A 15,985-nucleotide genomic window follows, 5' to 3' on the forward strand; every position below is an offset into this window, starting at 1 on the left:
AATACTTAATATATAGAATGAAAAATAAAATAGGTTTCAACTTGTTGCCCTGGTCTGCAGGAGTATCCCAGCTTACCTTTCCTTTAATAGATCGACTGAAAAAAATTGGTTATGACGGTATAGAATGTTTAATCGGATCGGATGATCAAGATGCATACTTGCAGCTTTCAAAACACTGTCAATCGATTGGGATGGAAATTACCGCCGTATTTGTAGTAGGTAAAGATCATAATCCTATTGCTGCAGAACCTAAGGTGAGACAGCAAGGGCTCGATCGCATTAAATGGGCGATCGATCGTGCTAATGATATGAACTGCAAACTTATTTGTGGACCCTTTCATTCGGCTCATGGGCATTTTGCTTATCGTCCGGCTACCGCAGACGAATGGTCTTATTGTATTGATATCATGCATCAAGCCGGAGCGTATGCGCAACAAGGCCAAGTTGTTTTAGCGTTGGAAGCCGTCAATAGGTTTGAAAATTATTTGTGTAATACAATGGTGCAATTGGCTGATTTGGTGGCTCAGGTTAACCATCCCAATGTACGCGCTATGTTTGATACCCATCATGCCAATATAGAAGAAAAAAGTATGGAGCAAGCCATCCAACACATAGCACCATATTTAGCCCATGTGCACATAAGTGAAAATGACAGAGGTACTCCTGGAAAGGGACTCGTGCATTGGGATCGGGTTTTCAAAACATTAAAAGACCTACAATTTGATGGATGGTATACTATAGAATCGTTCTCCAGAGCAGATGCCGATTTTGCAAATATGATCAATGTGTGGAGAGAGTATTCCGATCCATGGGAAATTGCAGAAGAAGGGTATACTTTTATCAAAAACAACATTCAATCTTAATTTTTTTGAATAGCTTTTGTAAAATCTTTATATTAAGTTAGCTATTTCAAAATTTATAGACCTGAATTTGAATTAAGTATGCAATTTATACCATAAATATGAATTAATATTCACGAACTAAATAGTATTTTTAAAAAAATAACCAAAATAAGTAAACTAAATAAACCATTACATTATGAGTAAACCAGTAAACAATCAAGCACTATTCCTAGGAAGTTGTTTAGCGCTTATAACTACAGGACTAACCTTTTCAATACGTGCGGGTATATTGCCTGAACTTGGAGAAAACTTTAATTTAAATGCTGAGCAATTAGGATTTATTAATTCCATGTGGTTTTTAGGCTTTCCTATTTCCATGATTTTAGGCGGATTATTTTATTATAAAATCGGTCCAGCCAATATTATGCGTATTGCTTTTGTTGCCCATACTTTAGGTATTATTTTAACAATATACGCGCAAGGGTATTCTTTATTATTGCTATCCACCTTATTTATTGGATTTGGTAATGGTTGTACCGAAGCGGCATGTAACCCATTGATTGCAGATCTATATTCTGGTAAGAAAATGGATAAAATGTTAAATAGGTTTCATATGTGGTTCCCAGGTGGGATTGTAATCGGAAGTTTACTATCCAAATTTTTAACCGATTTGGAGGTGAGTTGGCAAGTACAAATGTGGTTAATAATGATTCCAACAATTATTTACGCCATCTTATTCTTTGGACAATCATTCCCAGCGGCAAAAGCAGCAGCAGCTGAATCGATATCTACAAACTTTAAAGCGATGTTTTCGCCAATCTTTATTTTCTTATTCTGTTGTATGGCATTAACTGCAATCTCTGAATTTGGTCCACAACAGTGGGTAGGGATTATCATGGCAGACAGTGGCGCTAGTCCTATGTTAGTGTTAGCATTAGTAACTGGGGTAATGGCAACAGGTCGCTTTTTCGCAGGCCCTGTAATCAAGCTTCTTGGACAAACCGGAGTGCTATTGTTCTCTGCTATTTTTGCGACAATAGGTGTTTATTTATTTAGTGTGGTAACTGGTGGAATGGTCTATTTTGCGGCTATATTATTTGCTGTAGGCGTTTGTTTTTTCTGGCCTACAATGATTGGTACAACGGCTCAACGTGTTCCATTGAGCGGTGCATTGGGGATGTCTATCATTGGTGGAGTAGGTATGTTTTCCACGTCCATATTTCAACCAATTATTGGTCGTTGGATAGATAATTCTAAAAAAGCAGTAGCTGAAATTGGAAGTACTACTGAGAATGTTGACTTATTGGTAGGACAAATTACATTGGCTAAACTAGCGATCTTTCCAGGGATATTAATTGTGTTATTTTTGATTTTCTTCTTGTGGCAACGCAAAGCACAACCTCAAGTAGAAGAAGCAACTAATAGTGAGCTAGAGGCTTCGTAATAATCGTTTAAATAATTTTGAAAAACATGATGATAGGAAATTGTTGGAATTGCATAAAAAGACTTAGTATATTTCTTTTTTTTGTAATCGTAAGTGCTCAAACTGCTTGTGCACAACGCCAAGTAGATTGGCTCTATTTTAAAGCTAAAAATTCGACAGCAAAACCGAAAAAAGTAGTTCTTATTGCTGGAGATCAAGAATATCGGTCTGAAGAAAGTATGCCGATGTTGGCAAAATTATTATCCTATCATCATGGTTTTGATGCTGTAGTTTTATTTCCTATAGATCCAAAAACGAAAGAAATTAATCCTGACTATGAACAGCATATTCCAGGGCTTCAAGAACTCAAGGATGCAGATCTGATGATCATTGCGACTAGGTTTCGTCAATTACCTGATGAACAAATGCTGCATATAGATAATTACCTAAAGGCTGGTAAACCCGTTATTGGTTTACGTACGGCTACCCATGCCTTCAATTTTCCGGAAGATTCCAAAAGTAAATATAAACATTATGGATACGCTCAAAAAGAAGGACCTTGGGCAGGAGGATTTGGTAAACTTGTGCTTGGAGAAACTTGGATAAGCCATCATGGAGATCATGGTACAGAAGGTACACGTGGCTTAGTCAATGGCCTACAGATGGTTAAACCTAATCCCATACTTCTTGGAGTAGAGGATGTTTGGGTTCCAACAGATGTATATGGTATCCATGCAGACTTGAAAGATGCAGAAATACTGTTATTTGGACAGCCTACCTTAGGAATGGATGAGTTATCGGCTGTAAATTGGAAAAAATCAACGATTCCTGTTGCTTGGACTAGGACTTATCAATTACCTGGTGGTGTGAAAGGCAAAGCCTTTACCACTACAATGGGTGCGTCCATCGATTTGGCTAATACAGATATGCGCAGGTTATTAGTGAATGCGAGTTTATGGGCGGTTGGAGAAGAAAGTAAAATTAAAAATGATCTGGTAGTAGACCCTATCGGTACCTATAGTCCATTAATGTTTGGATTTGGTAAGTTTGTTAAAGGCAAATTTCCGAAAGATTATCAATAGGTCAGTATAACGTAAAAATACGTGTTAAAAGCTTGGGAGTCTCTCTAAAATCGGGGAGACTCCTTTTTTTGTGGGTTAGTTTTTGAATTTCAGGCGTTTGCTGTTTTCGTATGTGTTTGTTATTTCTTTCAATGGAATCCTGAAATAGTTGGTAACTGATTGTATTGAGCATTTAACTGATCTTATTTTATCGATTAGTTTCTATTGGTTTTACCTAGCATCTTACTAGGATCTGGTTCGGTAAATAGCGTATCATCTGCGGATCAGTTCCGATGAATATCCGAAGGAGATCCTAAGGAAAGCGCGTTTTGGCTCTTAATTGAGCAATTAATTGAGTCAATCTATTTTCGGGAAGGATAAGCGTAGCTAAAGCCTATCATCGAAGCTGAATTAGCTAATTAGCCTCTTTTTTAGTATAAGTTTACGCTAGAAGTAGGTCTATGCTGGCTTTGAAAAATAAATTAAATTTATTGATATCCGTTTCTATAAAAAAATATAACTTTAAGATCATGGGTGAAAACGTATTTGATAAATTGACAATTAGGAAGGCACATGACCTAGATGCAGCTCTAATTTGGTCCATATTAGAAGAAGCAATAGTTAAACGAAGGGATGAGGGAAGTAATCAATGGCAGGATGGTTATCCGAACCTGGAGGTAGTGAAACGTGATATTGAGCAAGGCTATGGCTATGTCTGTGTTCGAGATGAACTGATACTGGGCTATTTTGCGTTGATTTTCTCGGATGACCCTGCATATGCTTTTATAGAAGGGTCTTGGCTTACTTCAGGTAATTACGCCGTTGTTCATCGGGTGGCAGTTTCCCAGTTGAATTACATCAAAGGTTTAGCTACTTGGATGTTAATCCAGTTAGAAGAAATCTGTATCCAAAACCAAGTCAATAGTATCCGTGCGGATACCAATTTTGATAACTTGCCAATGCTTAGGATATTTGAAAAATTAGGATACCAATTTTGTGGACAAGTCTATTTAAGAGGCTCCGCTAGAAAAGCATTCGAGAAAATGCTATCCGAGTCAGATGCTTCCATGAGCCGAGATCAGGAGTAGAAAATTTACTTCTGCAAATCCGATCTCAACCGCATTAAATGGATGAAATCGCTTTTTTTGCCTATATAGGTAGCTGCCTAATGGCTTGGCTTGCCAACACGAAGCATAATCTTCCAAGAAGCAACTTTAATGGATAGCGGATCTGACCATAGAGCGCTCAGTTCCGCTCGAATTAGATCGATAGGATTTTTCTTTTCCTGCGCAATATATCGTTGAGTGGCAGACCAACTTAATAAAAGACCGAATAAGTCTTCTAGCTTTAACCGTTTGCGAATATAGAATTCTGGGGGTTCAATTTCCCGAAATGGAAAGGGGATGGTCGTATAACCTTGGTCTATCGATTTGATTTCCTCAGGCCAATAGGGGCCCACAATTTTTTTATAGAAATTTTTAATGATTGGATCGATCTCATTATTGATTTGTGGGAGATCATATGCCCAAACTGCAATAATTCCATCTCTTTTAAGGACCTTTTTTACCTTGTCATAGAATTTTTCAAAATCAAACCAGTGAACCGCTTGTGCTACGGTAATGAGGTCTATACTTTGAGGATTTAAGTTTACATCTTCCGCTTTTTCTACTTTGTAATGCACGCGTTCATGCGAAAAAGCGTTAGCTATTTGAGCATCACTTGGATCTGTAGCGTATACTTGTTCGAAATAATCTGCTAAATGGATGGCCGATTGGCCATTGCCAGTACCACAGTCCCAAGCATACTGGTGCTGTGGGGTCAGGCTACTTAAAAAATCATATAATTCATGGGGATAGGATGGCCTAAATTGGGCATAGATAGAAGCTTGATTGGAGAAATTGTCGCTAAAAGTTGCCATATTTCTTGTGTTTATACTTCAATTAATGTAAATAAATATACAACTATTTGATGAAAATTCTTCCTTATAAAATTGCACTTTTTTATAGATAGGTACTGCTATTTAGGATATTAGGTTAAAAAGGGCTTTTGAATTGGGGTTTGGAAGCCAAAAGGGTATTTCTATTTCCAGTTTATTTTTTGGTTCGAAAATTGCACATCCTTTTTTTTATATAAGCTATTTTTTTTAATACCTAAGGATAACATTGCAAAGCCGTTTCAATTGAAATGGCTTTGTTGCTAAATTGGCGTATTCCTATTTCCCAATCGTAATTAATAGAACAAGTAGAAATAGCTAGGTTAATTCTGTTATTTTAAAGTTAACATTATTTGTTTAAAGGTATAATGGTTTGAGGGTTTGGGTTGGATAAATAATCAAACTTAGCAAGTTTTAAAAGTTTTTGTTGATAAGGGTAATTACATTAATTATTATTTAAAATTAAATAATTTTATAATATTTAACAGATTATTAATTTAAAATATATTAAATTTGCTTAAGATTATTAATATTAGAAATTTTAACTTAATCATCGTAAAAAATAACCTTAACTCGGTTTTTGTGCATTTTTGATTTTAGTGCATATCAAAATCATACCTTTAGGCTTAGGTACATATAGGTCTATAATTTAGTTGTTAATAAATAAGGGTCTTTTTCTGGATCTTACTATGAAAGATTAAAGTTGATGGAATTTACTGAAATCAACATTGGGGGAATGAAAAGAAATTATTATTACAACTATATGGAATTATCAAATCAACTTACAGATCATCTTGAACTAGACGTTAAGATGAAGGAGGTAGCAAATAATTGTTTTACTTCTTCCACAAATCTTGCTAATCTTACTATTTTACAACAACACGAAGTATATCGGCTTTTTGAGCAAATCAAGTTTAAGGATATTATAGACCAGGGTTTTTGGAGCCTAGGTGGTGGTTTAAACCATTATAAGTTAAGTTTAGGCGAAATTAAATTGAGTTTATTGGAATTATTATCAAATTGTTCTGATGAACGTGATCGATTAATATTGAAAGAAATATTTTTGTTTTTAAACATATTAGATGATCGAAGTTTCTATCAGTTGATTGCTTTGCGACAACTCATTAATTGTCCTTCAGAAATTTTTGATGAAAAAATAAATCGAATCAAACGAGATGTCTTTGAATTATGAAATTTTTAGCCAATGGTGCGAAAATGGCGTTTTAAGACTGATTTTTTATAATATTTTCTTTACATTACTAGATTCAAAATATCGCATGCATTAAAATAGCTCACTTATTTTCTTTTTCTTTTATTTGTGTGATTATTTAGAAAATTTTGTAATTTTAAAAATAAATTTGCTATATTTATTTTTGTCAATCTAATACTAAAGTCTATTGATACTAATAAAAATAACTAAATTTAGCTTTTAGATACTTGCCAAGGCTAATCAAAAGCGTATTTTACATATTATTAAACCGATTGCATTAAATATGATTTATAGTCAAATGAGTGCTGAGCATTTCATGTTTCGTGATAGTTTAAGAACATTTATTCAGCAAGAAATTGTTCCGCATATTGATGAATGGGAGTTGAAAGGTGAGATAGATCGAATGATTTGGAAAAAGTTGGGGGATATGGGATTTTTAGGATTAAATTTTTCCAATGAGTATGGTGGCCTTGAATTGGATTTTTATTATGCTTATATATTTTGCGACGAAATTAGTCAATGTTTTTCTGGGGGTTTTAGTATTTCGGCATTAGTCATTCAATTTATGGCAGCTCCTTATTTAGAAAAATATGGGTCTACATGGATAAAAGCTAATTATTTAAAGCCAGTACTTCGTGGTGAAAAAATTTGTTCTATTGCAATCACAGAACCTGATGCAGGTTCTGACATTCAGCGGATTGGTACTTCTGCTACATTTGACGGGGAATATTATACAGTCAATGGATCGAAGACTTTTATTACGAATGGGTATTTGTCTGATTTTATTATTACCGCTGTTAAAACAAATCCAGTCAACGGTAACAAGGGAATTAGCTTACTAGTTATTGATCGGAATGCTGCGGGTGTTACCTCGAGAAAGATCTCAAAGATGGGTTGGCATGCCTCAGATACTGCAGAGATCCATTTCGACCAAGTGAAGGTCGCTAAGGAAAATCTGATTGGCCAAGTCAATCAGGGATTTAAATATTTAATGGAAGGTTTGCAATTGGAAAGATTAGTCACTTCTATTTATTGTTTATCATCTGCAGATTGTGCGGTGAATTATACTTTATCTTATATTCGTTCGAGGAAGGCTTTTGGTCGATATGTGAAAGAATTCCAGGCTGTGAGACATCGTTTATCAAGGTTAATGGCAGATATTGAGGTGTTGAAGTCGTTTGTCTTTCATTGTTGCGGATTGCAAAATGAACATTTGTATGCCGTTAAGGAATGCAGTATTGCCAAATTGAAAGCAAGTGAACTCTATATTCAAGTAGCGAATGAATGTCTTCAATTTTTTGGAGGATATGGCTACACTGAAGAGTATAAAATAGCTAGATTGTATCGCGATGCTCGCTCGGGTACAATAATCGGAGGAACTTCCGAAATTATGCTGGAGATACTAGCTAAAGTTTATATTGATAAATTATCTTATACACGAAGCTGATCATTTTTATAAAATAAATTAATGAATTTAAAACGTAAATTATTAGATGTGCAGGTATTAGAGGAGGAATTAGTGGATGGGAAATATTTATTGAAGATTGTCAATAATATGGATGAACCTGCAATAATCGATAGTTATTTTTTTAAAATTTTGTTGAAAAGGATCCTTAATTTGAAGGAAAAATCAGCTTGTGAAGCGGTTATTTTGTGTTTTGATGGCTCTTTTTCCGGTATACGTATGGATGATTTGTTTGAACAGGCTGCTGAACGAACAGATTTTAAAAGAAGGATGTTTGAAATTTCTGATTTAATTGTTCAAATAAGACAACATCCAAAATATTTAATAGGATTAATCAATAATTCCTGTTTGAGTGCTGCTTTTTCCTTGTTACTAATTTGTGATAAACGTTTTGGTTATGGGGATTTGATTGAAGTTGGTTTTCCAGAAGCTTCTTATGGTGTTTTTCCTGGTTTTGGAAGTGCGATTTTTTTGAAAAATTACATAGGTTTTGAGGATGCTTTCTATATGTTGACTCAGGGTAATCTTGTTTCATTGGAGGAAGCGCTGAGACTTCAAATTTTAGAAGAAGTTTCAACAGACTTAACGTCTTCGATTGCCAGTATACAGGAATTTTTGAACCGGTATCCAAATAAATTATTGCCTGATGCGGAATGTGGTCAGCATAGCGCTAAGCAATTTAATGAAAGTAGTCTGCCATTTAAGGTGAATTTAAATATTCCAGCGCATGTTGCTTGTATAAGTGTATTTAAATCTGGTGAATTTTTAGGGGAAAGGGAGTTAATGACCATCGATCTTGTACAGTCAGAATATGTCTTAAATTGTAAGGAGACTAAAGCAATGGTTAGAACTTTGCACTTTGGCGTTAATCAAGCAATTAACTTAAAAAAGTATCCTTCAATTTGCGCTTTTGAGGGTAAAAAAATAAGCGTAATAGGGGCAGGGATGATGGGGAGTGGAATTGCTTATGAAGTTGCAAAAGCGGGTTATGAAGTTTGTTTGAAGGATATTAGTGTGGAAGCTGCAGAACTCGGAAAGGAAACCATCGCAAAAATAGCAAGGAAACATGCTGGAAAATCGGAAGCCAATCTCCTACATGCACAGTCGCTACTGGAAAGAATAAAAGTGGCTAATGAGCTTGACAGTTTGCATCATTCCGATTTAATCATTGAGGCAGTCTATGAACATGCAGCATCAAAAACTGCTTTAATTCAAGAGACATCAAGCTTTTTAACGGCTAATGGATTTTATGCTTCAAATACGACCTCATTACCGATTAAAAAATTAGCTAATGCTAGTTTGGATGCTTCACGATTTATTGGTTTACATTTTTTCTCTCCTGTAGACCGCATGCCATTGGTGGAAATCATTCGAGCGGAACAAACTAGTGCGCATACTTTGGGAAAAGCCTTGTCTTTTGTGCGTTCCTTATCGAAAATTCCTATTGTAGTTAATGATAGTCCAGCTTTTTTTACGTCAAGAATTTTCTTTGCTTATTTAATGGAGGGTATTCTGATGGTATTGGAAGGATTACCTGTAGATTATATTGATAAGTTAGCAAAGGAGGCAGGATTTAGCTCCGGGCCATTGCGTGTATTGGACGAGATTTCATTGGAACTCATGGCTCAAGTGTTGAGTCAGCTCCCATCATTGAATTCGTCTCAAGAGCGTGTGTTAGCATATTTAAATTCATTGATTAAATCGGGTAGGAAAGGTAGGAAATCGACTAAAGGATTTTACGAGTATGCCGAAGACCTGTCTATTCTTAAGGCATGGGAAGATCCACATGTGGAAACTCTTAAAATGGTGCCATTGAAGATTTTTACTAAATATCGATTGCTACATGCGGTATCCTTAGAAAGTTTTCGCTGTTTGGAAGAAGGCGTGATTGAAGACCCGATCGATGGAGATATAGGTTCTATTCTAGGATTAGGTTTTGCTGTTCAAACTGGAGGGGTATTTAGTCATATTGACTTGATTGGGATTCAAAATTTTGTGAATGATTGCAATGAGTTTTTAGGGTATGGGGAACATTGGAAAGTTCCTGCATTATTGAAAAAACTAGCTTTTGATGAGTTTAAATTTTATACTGATTTTAAAAGCAATTGGAGCAAGGATTTAATAAAATTGTAAAACGAGAAGTGTAAGCACTTCCCGTTTCCTGTTTTATTTCCTCATTAGATCTACTAATTCATGGACTTTGGTCTCCTGAAAGGTATGGTAATCTAAGGTTTTTGATAGTATTTCTTGTTGTTGGGCCTCGTCATATATTCGCTGAAGATTAATCTTATATTTTTCGATTAATTTAGGAATACCTTCGGTACGTCTTATCCGATGCCCAATTGGGTATTCTACGACCACTTCTGGCAATTGGGTTCCATCTATTAACGTTATGCTTAGTCCGTTGGCAATGGACCTTTTTTCGGGATCGTGATAATCCTTTGTGAATTGTTGGTCTTCAAAACAACTTATCTTTGCCCGGAGTTGATCGATTCGATCGTCTAATGCCACTTCATCTTCATAATCAGCTGCCGTCAGTCTTCCGTAAATAAGCGGTATGGCAACCATGTATTGAATTGCATGGTCTCGGTCTGCAGGATTATGTAAGGGGCCATGTTTATCTATTATTCGAATGGCCGCTTCATGGGTGCGGATACTTATTTGTTGGATATGCGTGAAATCTTTACCCATTTCCTTTAATTGATGATGTAAGGTCATGGCGGCTTCTACTGCCGTTTGAGCATGAAATTCGGCTGGAAAAGATATTTTAAAAAGGATGTTTTCCATAACATATGTTCCATATGGTCGTTGAAACTGGAATGATTTTCCTTGGAATGAGACATCGTAGAAACCCCATATAGGCGCAGTTAATACGGATGGATAGCCCATTTCACCTTTTTGCGCAATGAGGGAAAGGTATACAGCTCTTGAGGTTGCATCGCCTGCGGCCCATGATTTTCGGCTTCCTGTATTGGGAGCATGTCGGTATGTTCGTAACGATTGACCATCGACGAAGGCGAGTGATAATGCGTTTATTAGTTCTTGTTTGGAGAGTCCTAACAACTTTGAACTTACTGCAGTGGATGCTATTTTCACTAAAATAACATGATCTAAGCCTACTTTGTTGAATGAATTTTCTAAGGCAATAACTCCTTGGATTTCATGGGCCATAATCATGCTTTCCAGTACTGTTTTCATGCTAAGTCCCGGTTTTCCGACTGCAATTTGCTGGCGACTAATCCAATCAGAGACAGCTAATATAGCGCCTAAATTATCGGATGGATGGCCCCATTCGGCTGCTAACCAGGTATCGTTAAAATCCAACCAACGGACCATAGTACCTATGTTAAAGGCTGCTTGTACGGGATCTAATTGGTAAGATGTGCCAGGGACTTTGGCTCCATTTGGAACGCTTGTTTCTGGAACGATTGGGCCAAGCATTTTCCTGCAAGCAGGGTAGGTTAATGCTTCAAATGCGCAACCTATGCTGTCTATGAAACAATAATGTGCCGTATCATAGGCGAGTTTGCTTTCAATTTTAAAATTTAAGACATAGTCGGCAATGTCGACTAGTACTTGGTCTGGATCTGGTCTGTTATTGGAAATGTAATTCGACATGATTAAGAATTAATACGTATGTTTTATGGTCGTTCGTTTAAAGGGATGAATTTTTTGTTTTCAGGACCCACATAGTTAGCACTTGGACGTATGATTTTTCCATCGATACGTTGTTCAATGATGTGTGCCCCCCAACCGGAAATTCTTGACATCACAAACAATGGGGTAAACATGGATGTTGGGATTCCTAGGTGATGATAGGCAACAGCAGAAAACCAATCTAAATTAGGGAACATTTGTTTCTGGTTCCATAATAGAGATTCTATTCGTTCTGCTACATCAAATAATGTCGTGTCTGCAATAGCATGGGATAATTTTTGAGCTACTTCTTTTACGACTTGGTTCCTAGGGTCTGAAATTGTATACACAGGATGGCCAAAACCAATAATTACTTCCTTATTTGCTAGTCGTAATTTGATATCTTCTTCTGCCATATCAGCACTTGTATACCGCGATTGAATTTCATAGGCTACTTCATTGGCGCCTCCATGTTTTGGTCCACGTAATGCGCCTATAGCGCCAGTAATTGCGGAATAAAGGTCTGAACCGGTTCCAGCAATGACTCTTGCCGTGAACGTAGAGGCATTGAATTCATGTTCTGCGTATAAATTTAATGTAATTTGTAAGGCTTCTACCCATGCTTTTGAAGGGGTACTCCCATGTAATAGTTTTAAAAAATGACCTGCAAGTGTGGGTTCGGTGGAATTTACATCTATTTCTTGCTGATGATGGCTAAAATGATACCAGTAGAGTAGTGCTGATGGTAAACTAGCCATTAATCGATCTAATAATTGTCTTGTTTGCGTTATTTCATGTAGGATGGGTTCGGGTTCTAGGGTTCCCATAAAGGATACATAAGTTCTTAATACATCCATTGGATGTGCGCTGGCTGGTATTAATTGCAATGCAGCCTTCACTGAATTGGGAATATCGCGCGATTTGATGAGGTCTAATTCATAGGCTGCTAACTCCTTAGCATTTGGAAGCTTTTCATAAATTAGCAAATAGGCGACCTCTTCAAATGAGGCTTGATTTGCTAAATCTAAAATATCGTAACCCCGATAGTGTAAATCATTGCCGCTTTTACCTACGGTACATAAACTTGTGTTTCCAGCGGGTACACCAGACAGCGCTACACTTTTTTTTGGCTTAAAAGAAGAAGAATTAGCATCATTCATGAGATTATTTTTTAAATAAGTGATCGAGTTCTTGTTCGTATTTGTAGTAATCTATGCTCTTATACAGCTCATCTCGGGTTTGCATTTGGTCAATTACCTGTGCTTGGGTACCATCTTTACGTATATGATCATAGACTTGCTGAGCAGCTTTATTGGCGGCTCGAAAAGCGGAAAGAGGATACAATACCATAGCCACTTCAGCTTGGCTTAATTGATCAACTGTAAATAGGGGAGTCTGTCCAAATTCAGTAATATTCGCGAGAATGGGTAGCTTGGTTTCTTGTGAAAAGCGTTTGTAATCGTTGAGATCAGTAACTGCCTCCGCAAAGATGAAATCAGCCCCAGCAGCTGCATATGCTTTTGCGCGTTTGAGTGCCATGTCCATTCCTTCAGAAGCAATTGCATCAGTCCTTGCGCCGATCATAAAATCTGGGTCTGTTTTGCTATTTACTGCCGCCTTTATTCGATCTACCATTTCTTCTAGGGATACCAATTCTTTTCCGGGTCTATGGCCACAACGCTTAGCTCCAATTTGATCTTCTAAATGTACTCCTGCGGCACCTGACTTTTGTAAGGCTTTGATCGTTCTGGCAATGTTAAAAGCAGATGGTCCAAAACCAGTGTCTATATCAACAAGTAAGGGTAAATGGCAAACATTTGTAATACGTTCTACATCTATTAATACGTCTTGCAGATTGGTAATGCCTAGATCTGGAATACCTAAAGATCCTGCGGCTACTCCGCCTCCTGATAAATAAATTGCTTTAAATCCTGCTTGTTCTGCTAGTAACGCGTGGTTTGCATGGATTGCTCCAACTATTTGAAGGGGATTTTCGTCTTCGATGGCTATTCTTAATTTCTTTCCTGCAGATGGTAAATTCGTCATATTATGATACTTCATTTATAATGTGGTGGGTAATATATTTATTTGGGTGACAATAGCTTACCTATACTAATGTAATGAATTAAATCCATTATTTTAAGAGCGGATGGTATTATTTTTTTGTTAGGAGAATCATGGTTTTGAACGCTACTTCGATTGAAATGCTATTGCTGTTTCGGTATGCAGCAGGAGCTAGTCAAACAATTAGGTCTGTACGCTGTTAATTATTCAAGTACCTCTACGAGGAGTATATGTTTGATGAATTCCTTAATACGAAAAGAATGGAAGATAAAGATAAAGAGCATATTGTAAATGGGACAGAATCGGTAGCTTCGAATGAAGCTCCTCCTATATTGGATAAGGAAAAAGATGATGTACCAGCGGCTAACAATTTAAAAAGAACCATGATAATTGCTATCGTGGTATTACTGTTAGTTTACTTTATATATGAATTAATGCTGAAAAAATAAGTGTTTCATGCGGAATGAAAATGCAATTGTAAAGCTAGGAAGCTACGAGTTTAATGCCGGATTTTCTTAGTTCAAAATCAATTGTACGATGTTGCCATTACTTCCCGCTAAATATATGAATGCAGCATTTGCGGATTTGGCAATGACATTAAAACTTTCTTTGGATATATTTTTCCAAGTCACTCCTGCATCGACAGAAATATCGGTTCCTGATGTTCCCGTGGCTATTAATGTATTAGCATTGATGTATTTGACACATGATCGATATCCAGACACAGGTTTGTCGGGTTTGTCCCAAGATAAGCCTGCATTTTTAGTAAGGTATATGTTATTACTGTTATCTTGATCTTCTTCATAATTGCCACCCACTACGACGCCTACACGCTCATTTAAAAAGTCAATTGAAAATATCCCTGTTCCAGGGCCTCCTTTTTGGATGGGCACATCGACAATATCTAATTTATTTTCTTTTTTATTTCGCTTAAATAGACTTGCATGTTTACCTCCAGAGCCTATGTAAACATTGTTTTTTAACAATTGTATGGATGTTCCACTGGCTGCAAAGGCCGCTTCTCCGGGTTCTGCGAATAAGGTGATTTCTTCAGTCACATCCTTCCATGTTCTTCCCTTGTCTTTGCTTTCAAGCAATTGGAAGGCTCCATCAATGGGGTCGCCTAGTACATAGCCTATTTTACCTTGAAAATCCATTCCGTCAAGAAATATAGCAGGATGTTCGTTCCGGTATACTTCCTTCCATTGTTGGCCTCCATCTTTGCTGTGCAATATGACTGCAGGAGATCCAGCTGATACGATAACTACTTCTTGCTTGCTAAAGACTTCAATGTCTCGAAAGTCGAATTTCTCGTATCCTTTTGGGGAAACCCATTGCCAAGTTTTTCCAGCATCTAAAGACTTACCTACGGTTCCTGCACTTCCACTTACCCATATGACTTTGTTTTGGAAGGTTTCCAAACCCCTAAAACTGGACTTGGATCCAGTAGATAAGGGAACAAATGTTTGTCCTACCGAGATAGATTGATAGAACAAGGTAATAAAGAGTAGGAGGCTAGTTATCCGCATATTTATTTTACTTATGAAAGTTCTGCCATTAACTTATCGAAGTTTTCCTGAAGTGTATTTAATTGGTTTTCCAATTGGACAACTCGTTGTTCTAATTCGGTTATTCTACTGGAAGAACTTTCTGTAGGTGCTGAAAGACTTTCTTCGAAACTATCTTCATCAAAATCGCTGAATAAATGAATAAATCGTACTTCCTTTTGGCCTGGTCTTTTGGCTAATTGTTTTAAATAGGGACTTTCTTCGGAACTTAGTTTTTGCAATAATTCTTGTACCTCTTCTAAGGATTCAAATTCATAGAGTCTACCAGAATTGCTGTTAATTTCACCTGCGGTTAACGGCCCTCTTAAAAATAATAAACATAGTACTGCCAATTCTTGAGGTAGTAATGGATATTTGATGGCAACATTATGCTTATACTTTGTTACTCGTGATCCGCCACCAACTACTGTAGAAATAAGACCTTTCTTTTTTAAGGCATCTAATGTGGAAATGATTAAGTTTTCATCATATTGCACGACAGGTTTTCTTGAACTTTTTTGATTACAAGCACTTTGTAATGCATTTAAAGTCATCGGGTAATATTCTGGTGTGGTTTTAGATTTTTCCAATAAAGAGCCTAATACCCTAATTTCTTCTGTAGTTAATTGAGTTAATTCTATGTTGTCTTCCATTTTAAATTGAGTCCATTATTTACTAGTAGACGCTAAAGATAATATAAATAATAGAGATGAAAGTAATGGAATTAGGATCAAGTGGAATTCTTGGGGGGAATAAATTCTTAAGCATATAGTTTCATTACTCGATATAGGAAGAATTTGGTAT

The 15,985-nt window shown here is 36.6% G+C and carries 14 protein-coding genes; 8 read left to right on the forward strand and 6 right to left on the reverse strand.

Features of this window, described 5'->3' with window-relative positions:
• The first annotated feature begins 17 nt into the window (after positions 1–17).
• The 4 genes from ACFRAE_RS16955 to ACFRAE_RS16970 all read left to right on the forward strand — a co-directional run bounded on the left by ACFRAE_RS16955 (position 18) and on the right by ACFRAE_RS16970 (position 4,414).
• A complete protein-coding gene (locus tag ACFRAE_RS16955; RefSeq protein WP_422798363.1) occupies positions 18–863 on the forward strand; it encodes a sugar phosphate isomerase/epimerase family protein in 846 nt (281 codons plus the stop codon).
• 175 nt (positions 864–1,038) lie between these two features.
• Positions 1,039–2,286 (forward strand): MFS transporter, encoded by a 1,248-nt coding sequence (locus ACFRAE_RS16960; RefSeq protein ID WP_422798364.1) that lies wholly within the window; start codon positions 1,039–1,041, stop codon positions 2,284–2,286.
• Between the two features lie 26 nt (positions 2,287–2,312).
• Entirely contained in the window at positions 2,313–3,347 is a 1,035-nt protein-coding gene (locus ACFRAE_RS16965; RefSeq protein ID WP_422798365.1) for a ThuA domain-containing protein, read from the forward strand.
• Positions 3,348–3,856: 509 nt separating this feature from the next.
• Positions 3,857–4,414, forward strand: a complete 558-nt coding sequence (locus ACFRAE_RS16970) for a GNAT family N-acetyltransferase (RefSeq protein ID WP_422798366.1) — start codon at positions 3,857–3,859, stop codon at positions 4,412–4,414.
• Positions 4,415–4,491: 77 nt separating this feature from the next.
• Here the strand turns inward: ACFRAE_RS16970 and ACFRAE_RS16975 are convergent, their stop codons facing one another.
• Positions 4,492–5,244 (reverse strand): class I SAM-dependent methyltransferase, encoded by a 753-nt coding sequence (locus ACFRAE_RS16975; protein WP_422798367.1) that lies wholly within the window; start codon positions 5,242–5,244, stop codon positions 4,492–4,494.
• Positions 5,245–5,965: 721 nt separating this feature from the next.
• On the opposite strand from ACFRAE_RS16975, the gene ACFRAE_RS16980 reads away from it, so the two are divergent.
• The 3 genes from ACFRAE_RS16980 to ACFRAE_RS16990 all read left to right on the forward strand — a co-directional run bounded on the left by ACFRAE_RS16980 (position 5,966) and on the right by ACFRAE_RS16990 (position 10,067).
• Positions 5,966–6,451 (forward strand): hypothetical protein, encoded by a 486-nt coding sequence (locus ACFRAE_RS16980; protein WP_422798368.1) that lies wholly within the window; start codon positions 5,966–5,968, stop codon positions 6,449–6,451.
• A 301-nt stretch (positions 6,452–6,752) separates the two neighbouring features.
• Positions 6,753–7,916, forward strand: a complete 1,164-nt coding sequence (locus ACFRAE_RS16985; protein ID WP_422798369.1) for an acyl-CoA dehydrogenase family protein — start codon at positions 6,753–6,755, stop codon at positions 7,914–7,916.
• A 21-nt stretch (positions 7,917–7,937) separates the two neighbouring features.
• Positions 7,938–10,067 (forward strand): 3-hydroxyacyl-CoA dehydrogenase NAD-binding domain-containing protein, encoded by a 2,130-nt coding sequence (locus tag ACFRAE_RS16990; protein ID WP_422798370.1) that lies wholly within the window; start codon positions 7,938–7,940, stop codon positions 10,065–10,067.
• A 33-nt stretch (positions 10,068–10,100) separates the two neighbouring features.
• Here ACFRAE_RS16990 and ACFRAE_RS16995 read toward each other — a convergent pair whose 3' ends face one another.
• From ACFRAE_RS16995 to prpB, 3 genes are read right to left on the reverse strand one after another with little or no spacing between them, the layout of a single operon-like run.
• Complete coding sequence (locus tag ACFRAE_RS16995) at positions 10,101–11,552, reverse strand: bifunctional 2-methylcitrate dehydratase/aconitate hydratase (protein ID WP_422798371.1); 1,452 nt, start codon at positions 11,550–11,552, stop codon at positions 10,101–10,103.
• Between the two features lie 23 nt (positions 11,553–11,575).
• A complete protein-coding gene (prpC, locus tag ACFRAE_RS17000) occupies positions 11,576–12,730 on the reverse strand; it encodes a bifunctional 2-methylcitrate synthase/citrate synthase (protein WP_422798372.1) in 1,155 nt (384 codons plus the stop codon).
• A gap of 4 nt (positions 12,731–12,734) precedes the next feature.
• Positions 12,735–13,631 (reverse strand): methylisocitrate lyase, encoded by an 897-nt coding sequence (prpB, locus tag ACFRAE_RS17005; protein ID WP_422798373.1) that lies wholly within the window; start codon positions 13,629–13,631, stop codon positions 12,735–12,737.
• Between the two features lie 263 nt (positions 13,632–13,894).
• On the opposite strand from prpB, the gene ACFRAE_RS17010 reads away from it, so the two are divergent.
• Positions 13,895–14,083, forward strand: a complete 189-nt coding sequence (locus ACFRAE_RS17010; RefSeq protein WP_422798374.1) for a hypothetical protein — start codon at positions 13,895–13,897, stop codon at positions 14,081–14,083.
• 66 nt (positions 14,084–14,149) lie between these two features.
• On the opposite strand, the gene ACFRAE_RS17015 is transcribed toward ACFRAE_RS17010, so the two are convergent.
• The gene (locus tag ACFRAE_RS17015) at positions 14,150–15,163 is read right to left on the reverse strand and encodes a YCF48-related protein (protein ID WP_422798375.1); all 1,014 of its coding nucleotides are present in this window, start codon (positions 15,161–15,163) and stop codon (positions 14,150–14,152) included.
• A gap of 11 nt (positions 15,164–15,174) precedes the next feature.
• Entirely contained in the window at positions 15,175–15,834 is a 660-nt protein-coding gene (locus ACFRAE_RS17020) for a YceH family protein (RefSeq protein ID WP_422798376.1), read from the reverse strand.
• Positions 15,835–15,985: the final 151 nt, after the last annotated feature.

This window comes from Sphingobacterium sp. HJSM2_6 (genome assembly GCF_049316305.1).
In the GTDB taxonomy this organism is placed as follows: Bacteria; Bacteroidota; Bacteroidia; order Sphingobacteriales; family Sphingobacteriaceae; genus Sphingobacterium.

Excerpts from the sequence above, each read along its gene's own strand:
- ACFRAE_RS16955 (WP_422798363.1), top strand. The coding sequence starts at position 18 with ATGAAAAATAAAATAGGTTTCAACTTGTTGCCCTGGTCTGCAGGAGTA.
- ACFRAE_RS16960 (WP_422798364.1), top strand. The coding sequence starts at position 1,039 with ATGAGTAAACCAGTAAACAATCAAGCACTATTCCTAGGAAGTTGTTTA.
- ACFRAE_RS16965 (WP_422798365.1), top strand. The coding sequence starts at position 2,313 with ATGATGATAGGAAATTGTTGGAATTGCATAAAAAGACTTAGTATATTT.
- ACFRAE_RS16970 (WP_422798366.1), top strand. The coding sequence starts at position 3,857 with ATGGGTGAAAACGTATTTGATAAATTGACAATTAGGAAGGCACATGAC.
- ACFRAE_RS16975 (WP_422798367.1), bottom strand. The coding sequence starts at position 5,244 with ATGGCAACTTTTAGCGACAATTTCTCCAATCAAGCTTCTATCTATGCC.
- ACFRAE_RS16980 (WP_422798368.1), top strand. The coding sequence starts at position 5,966 with ATGGAATTTACTGAAATCAACATTGGGGGAATGAAAAGAAATTATTAT.
- ACFRAE_RS16985 (WP_422798369.1), top strand. The coding sequence starts at position 6,753 with ATGATTTATAGTCAAATGAGTGCTGAGCATTTCATGTTTCGTGATAGT.
- ACFRAE_RS16990 (WP_422798370.1), top strand. The coding sequence starts at position 7,938 with ATGAATTTAAAACGTAAATTATTAGATGTGCAGGTATTAGAGGAGGAA.
- ACFRAE_RS16995 (WP_422798371.1), bottom strand. The coding sequence starts at position 11,552 with ATGTCGAATTACATTTCCAATAACAGACCAGATCCAGACCAAGTACTA.
- prpC (WP_422798372.1), bottom strand. The coding sequence starts at position 12,730 with ATGAATGATGCTAATTCTTCTTCTTTTAAGCCAAAAAAAAGTGTAGCG.
- prpB (WP_422798373.1), bottom strand. The coding sequence starts at position 13,631 with ATGAAGTATCATAATATGACGAATTTACCATCTGCAGGAAAGAAATTA.
- ACFRAE_RS17010 (WP_422798374.1), top strand. The coding sequence starts at position 13,895 with ATGGAAGATAAAGATAAAGAGCATATTGTAAATGGGACAGAATCGGTA.
- ACFRAE_RS17015 (WP_422798375.1), bottom strand. The coding sequence starts at position 15,163 with ATGCGGATAACTAGCCTCCTACTCTTTATTACCTTGTTCTATCAATCT.
- ACFRAE_RS17020 (WP_422798376.1), bottom strand. The coding sequence starts at position 15,834 with ATGGAAGACAACATAGAATTAACTCAATTAACTACAGAAGAAATTAGG.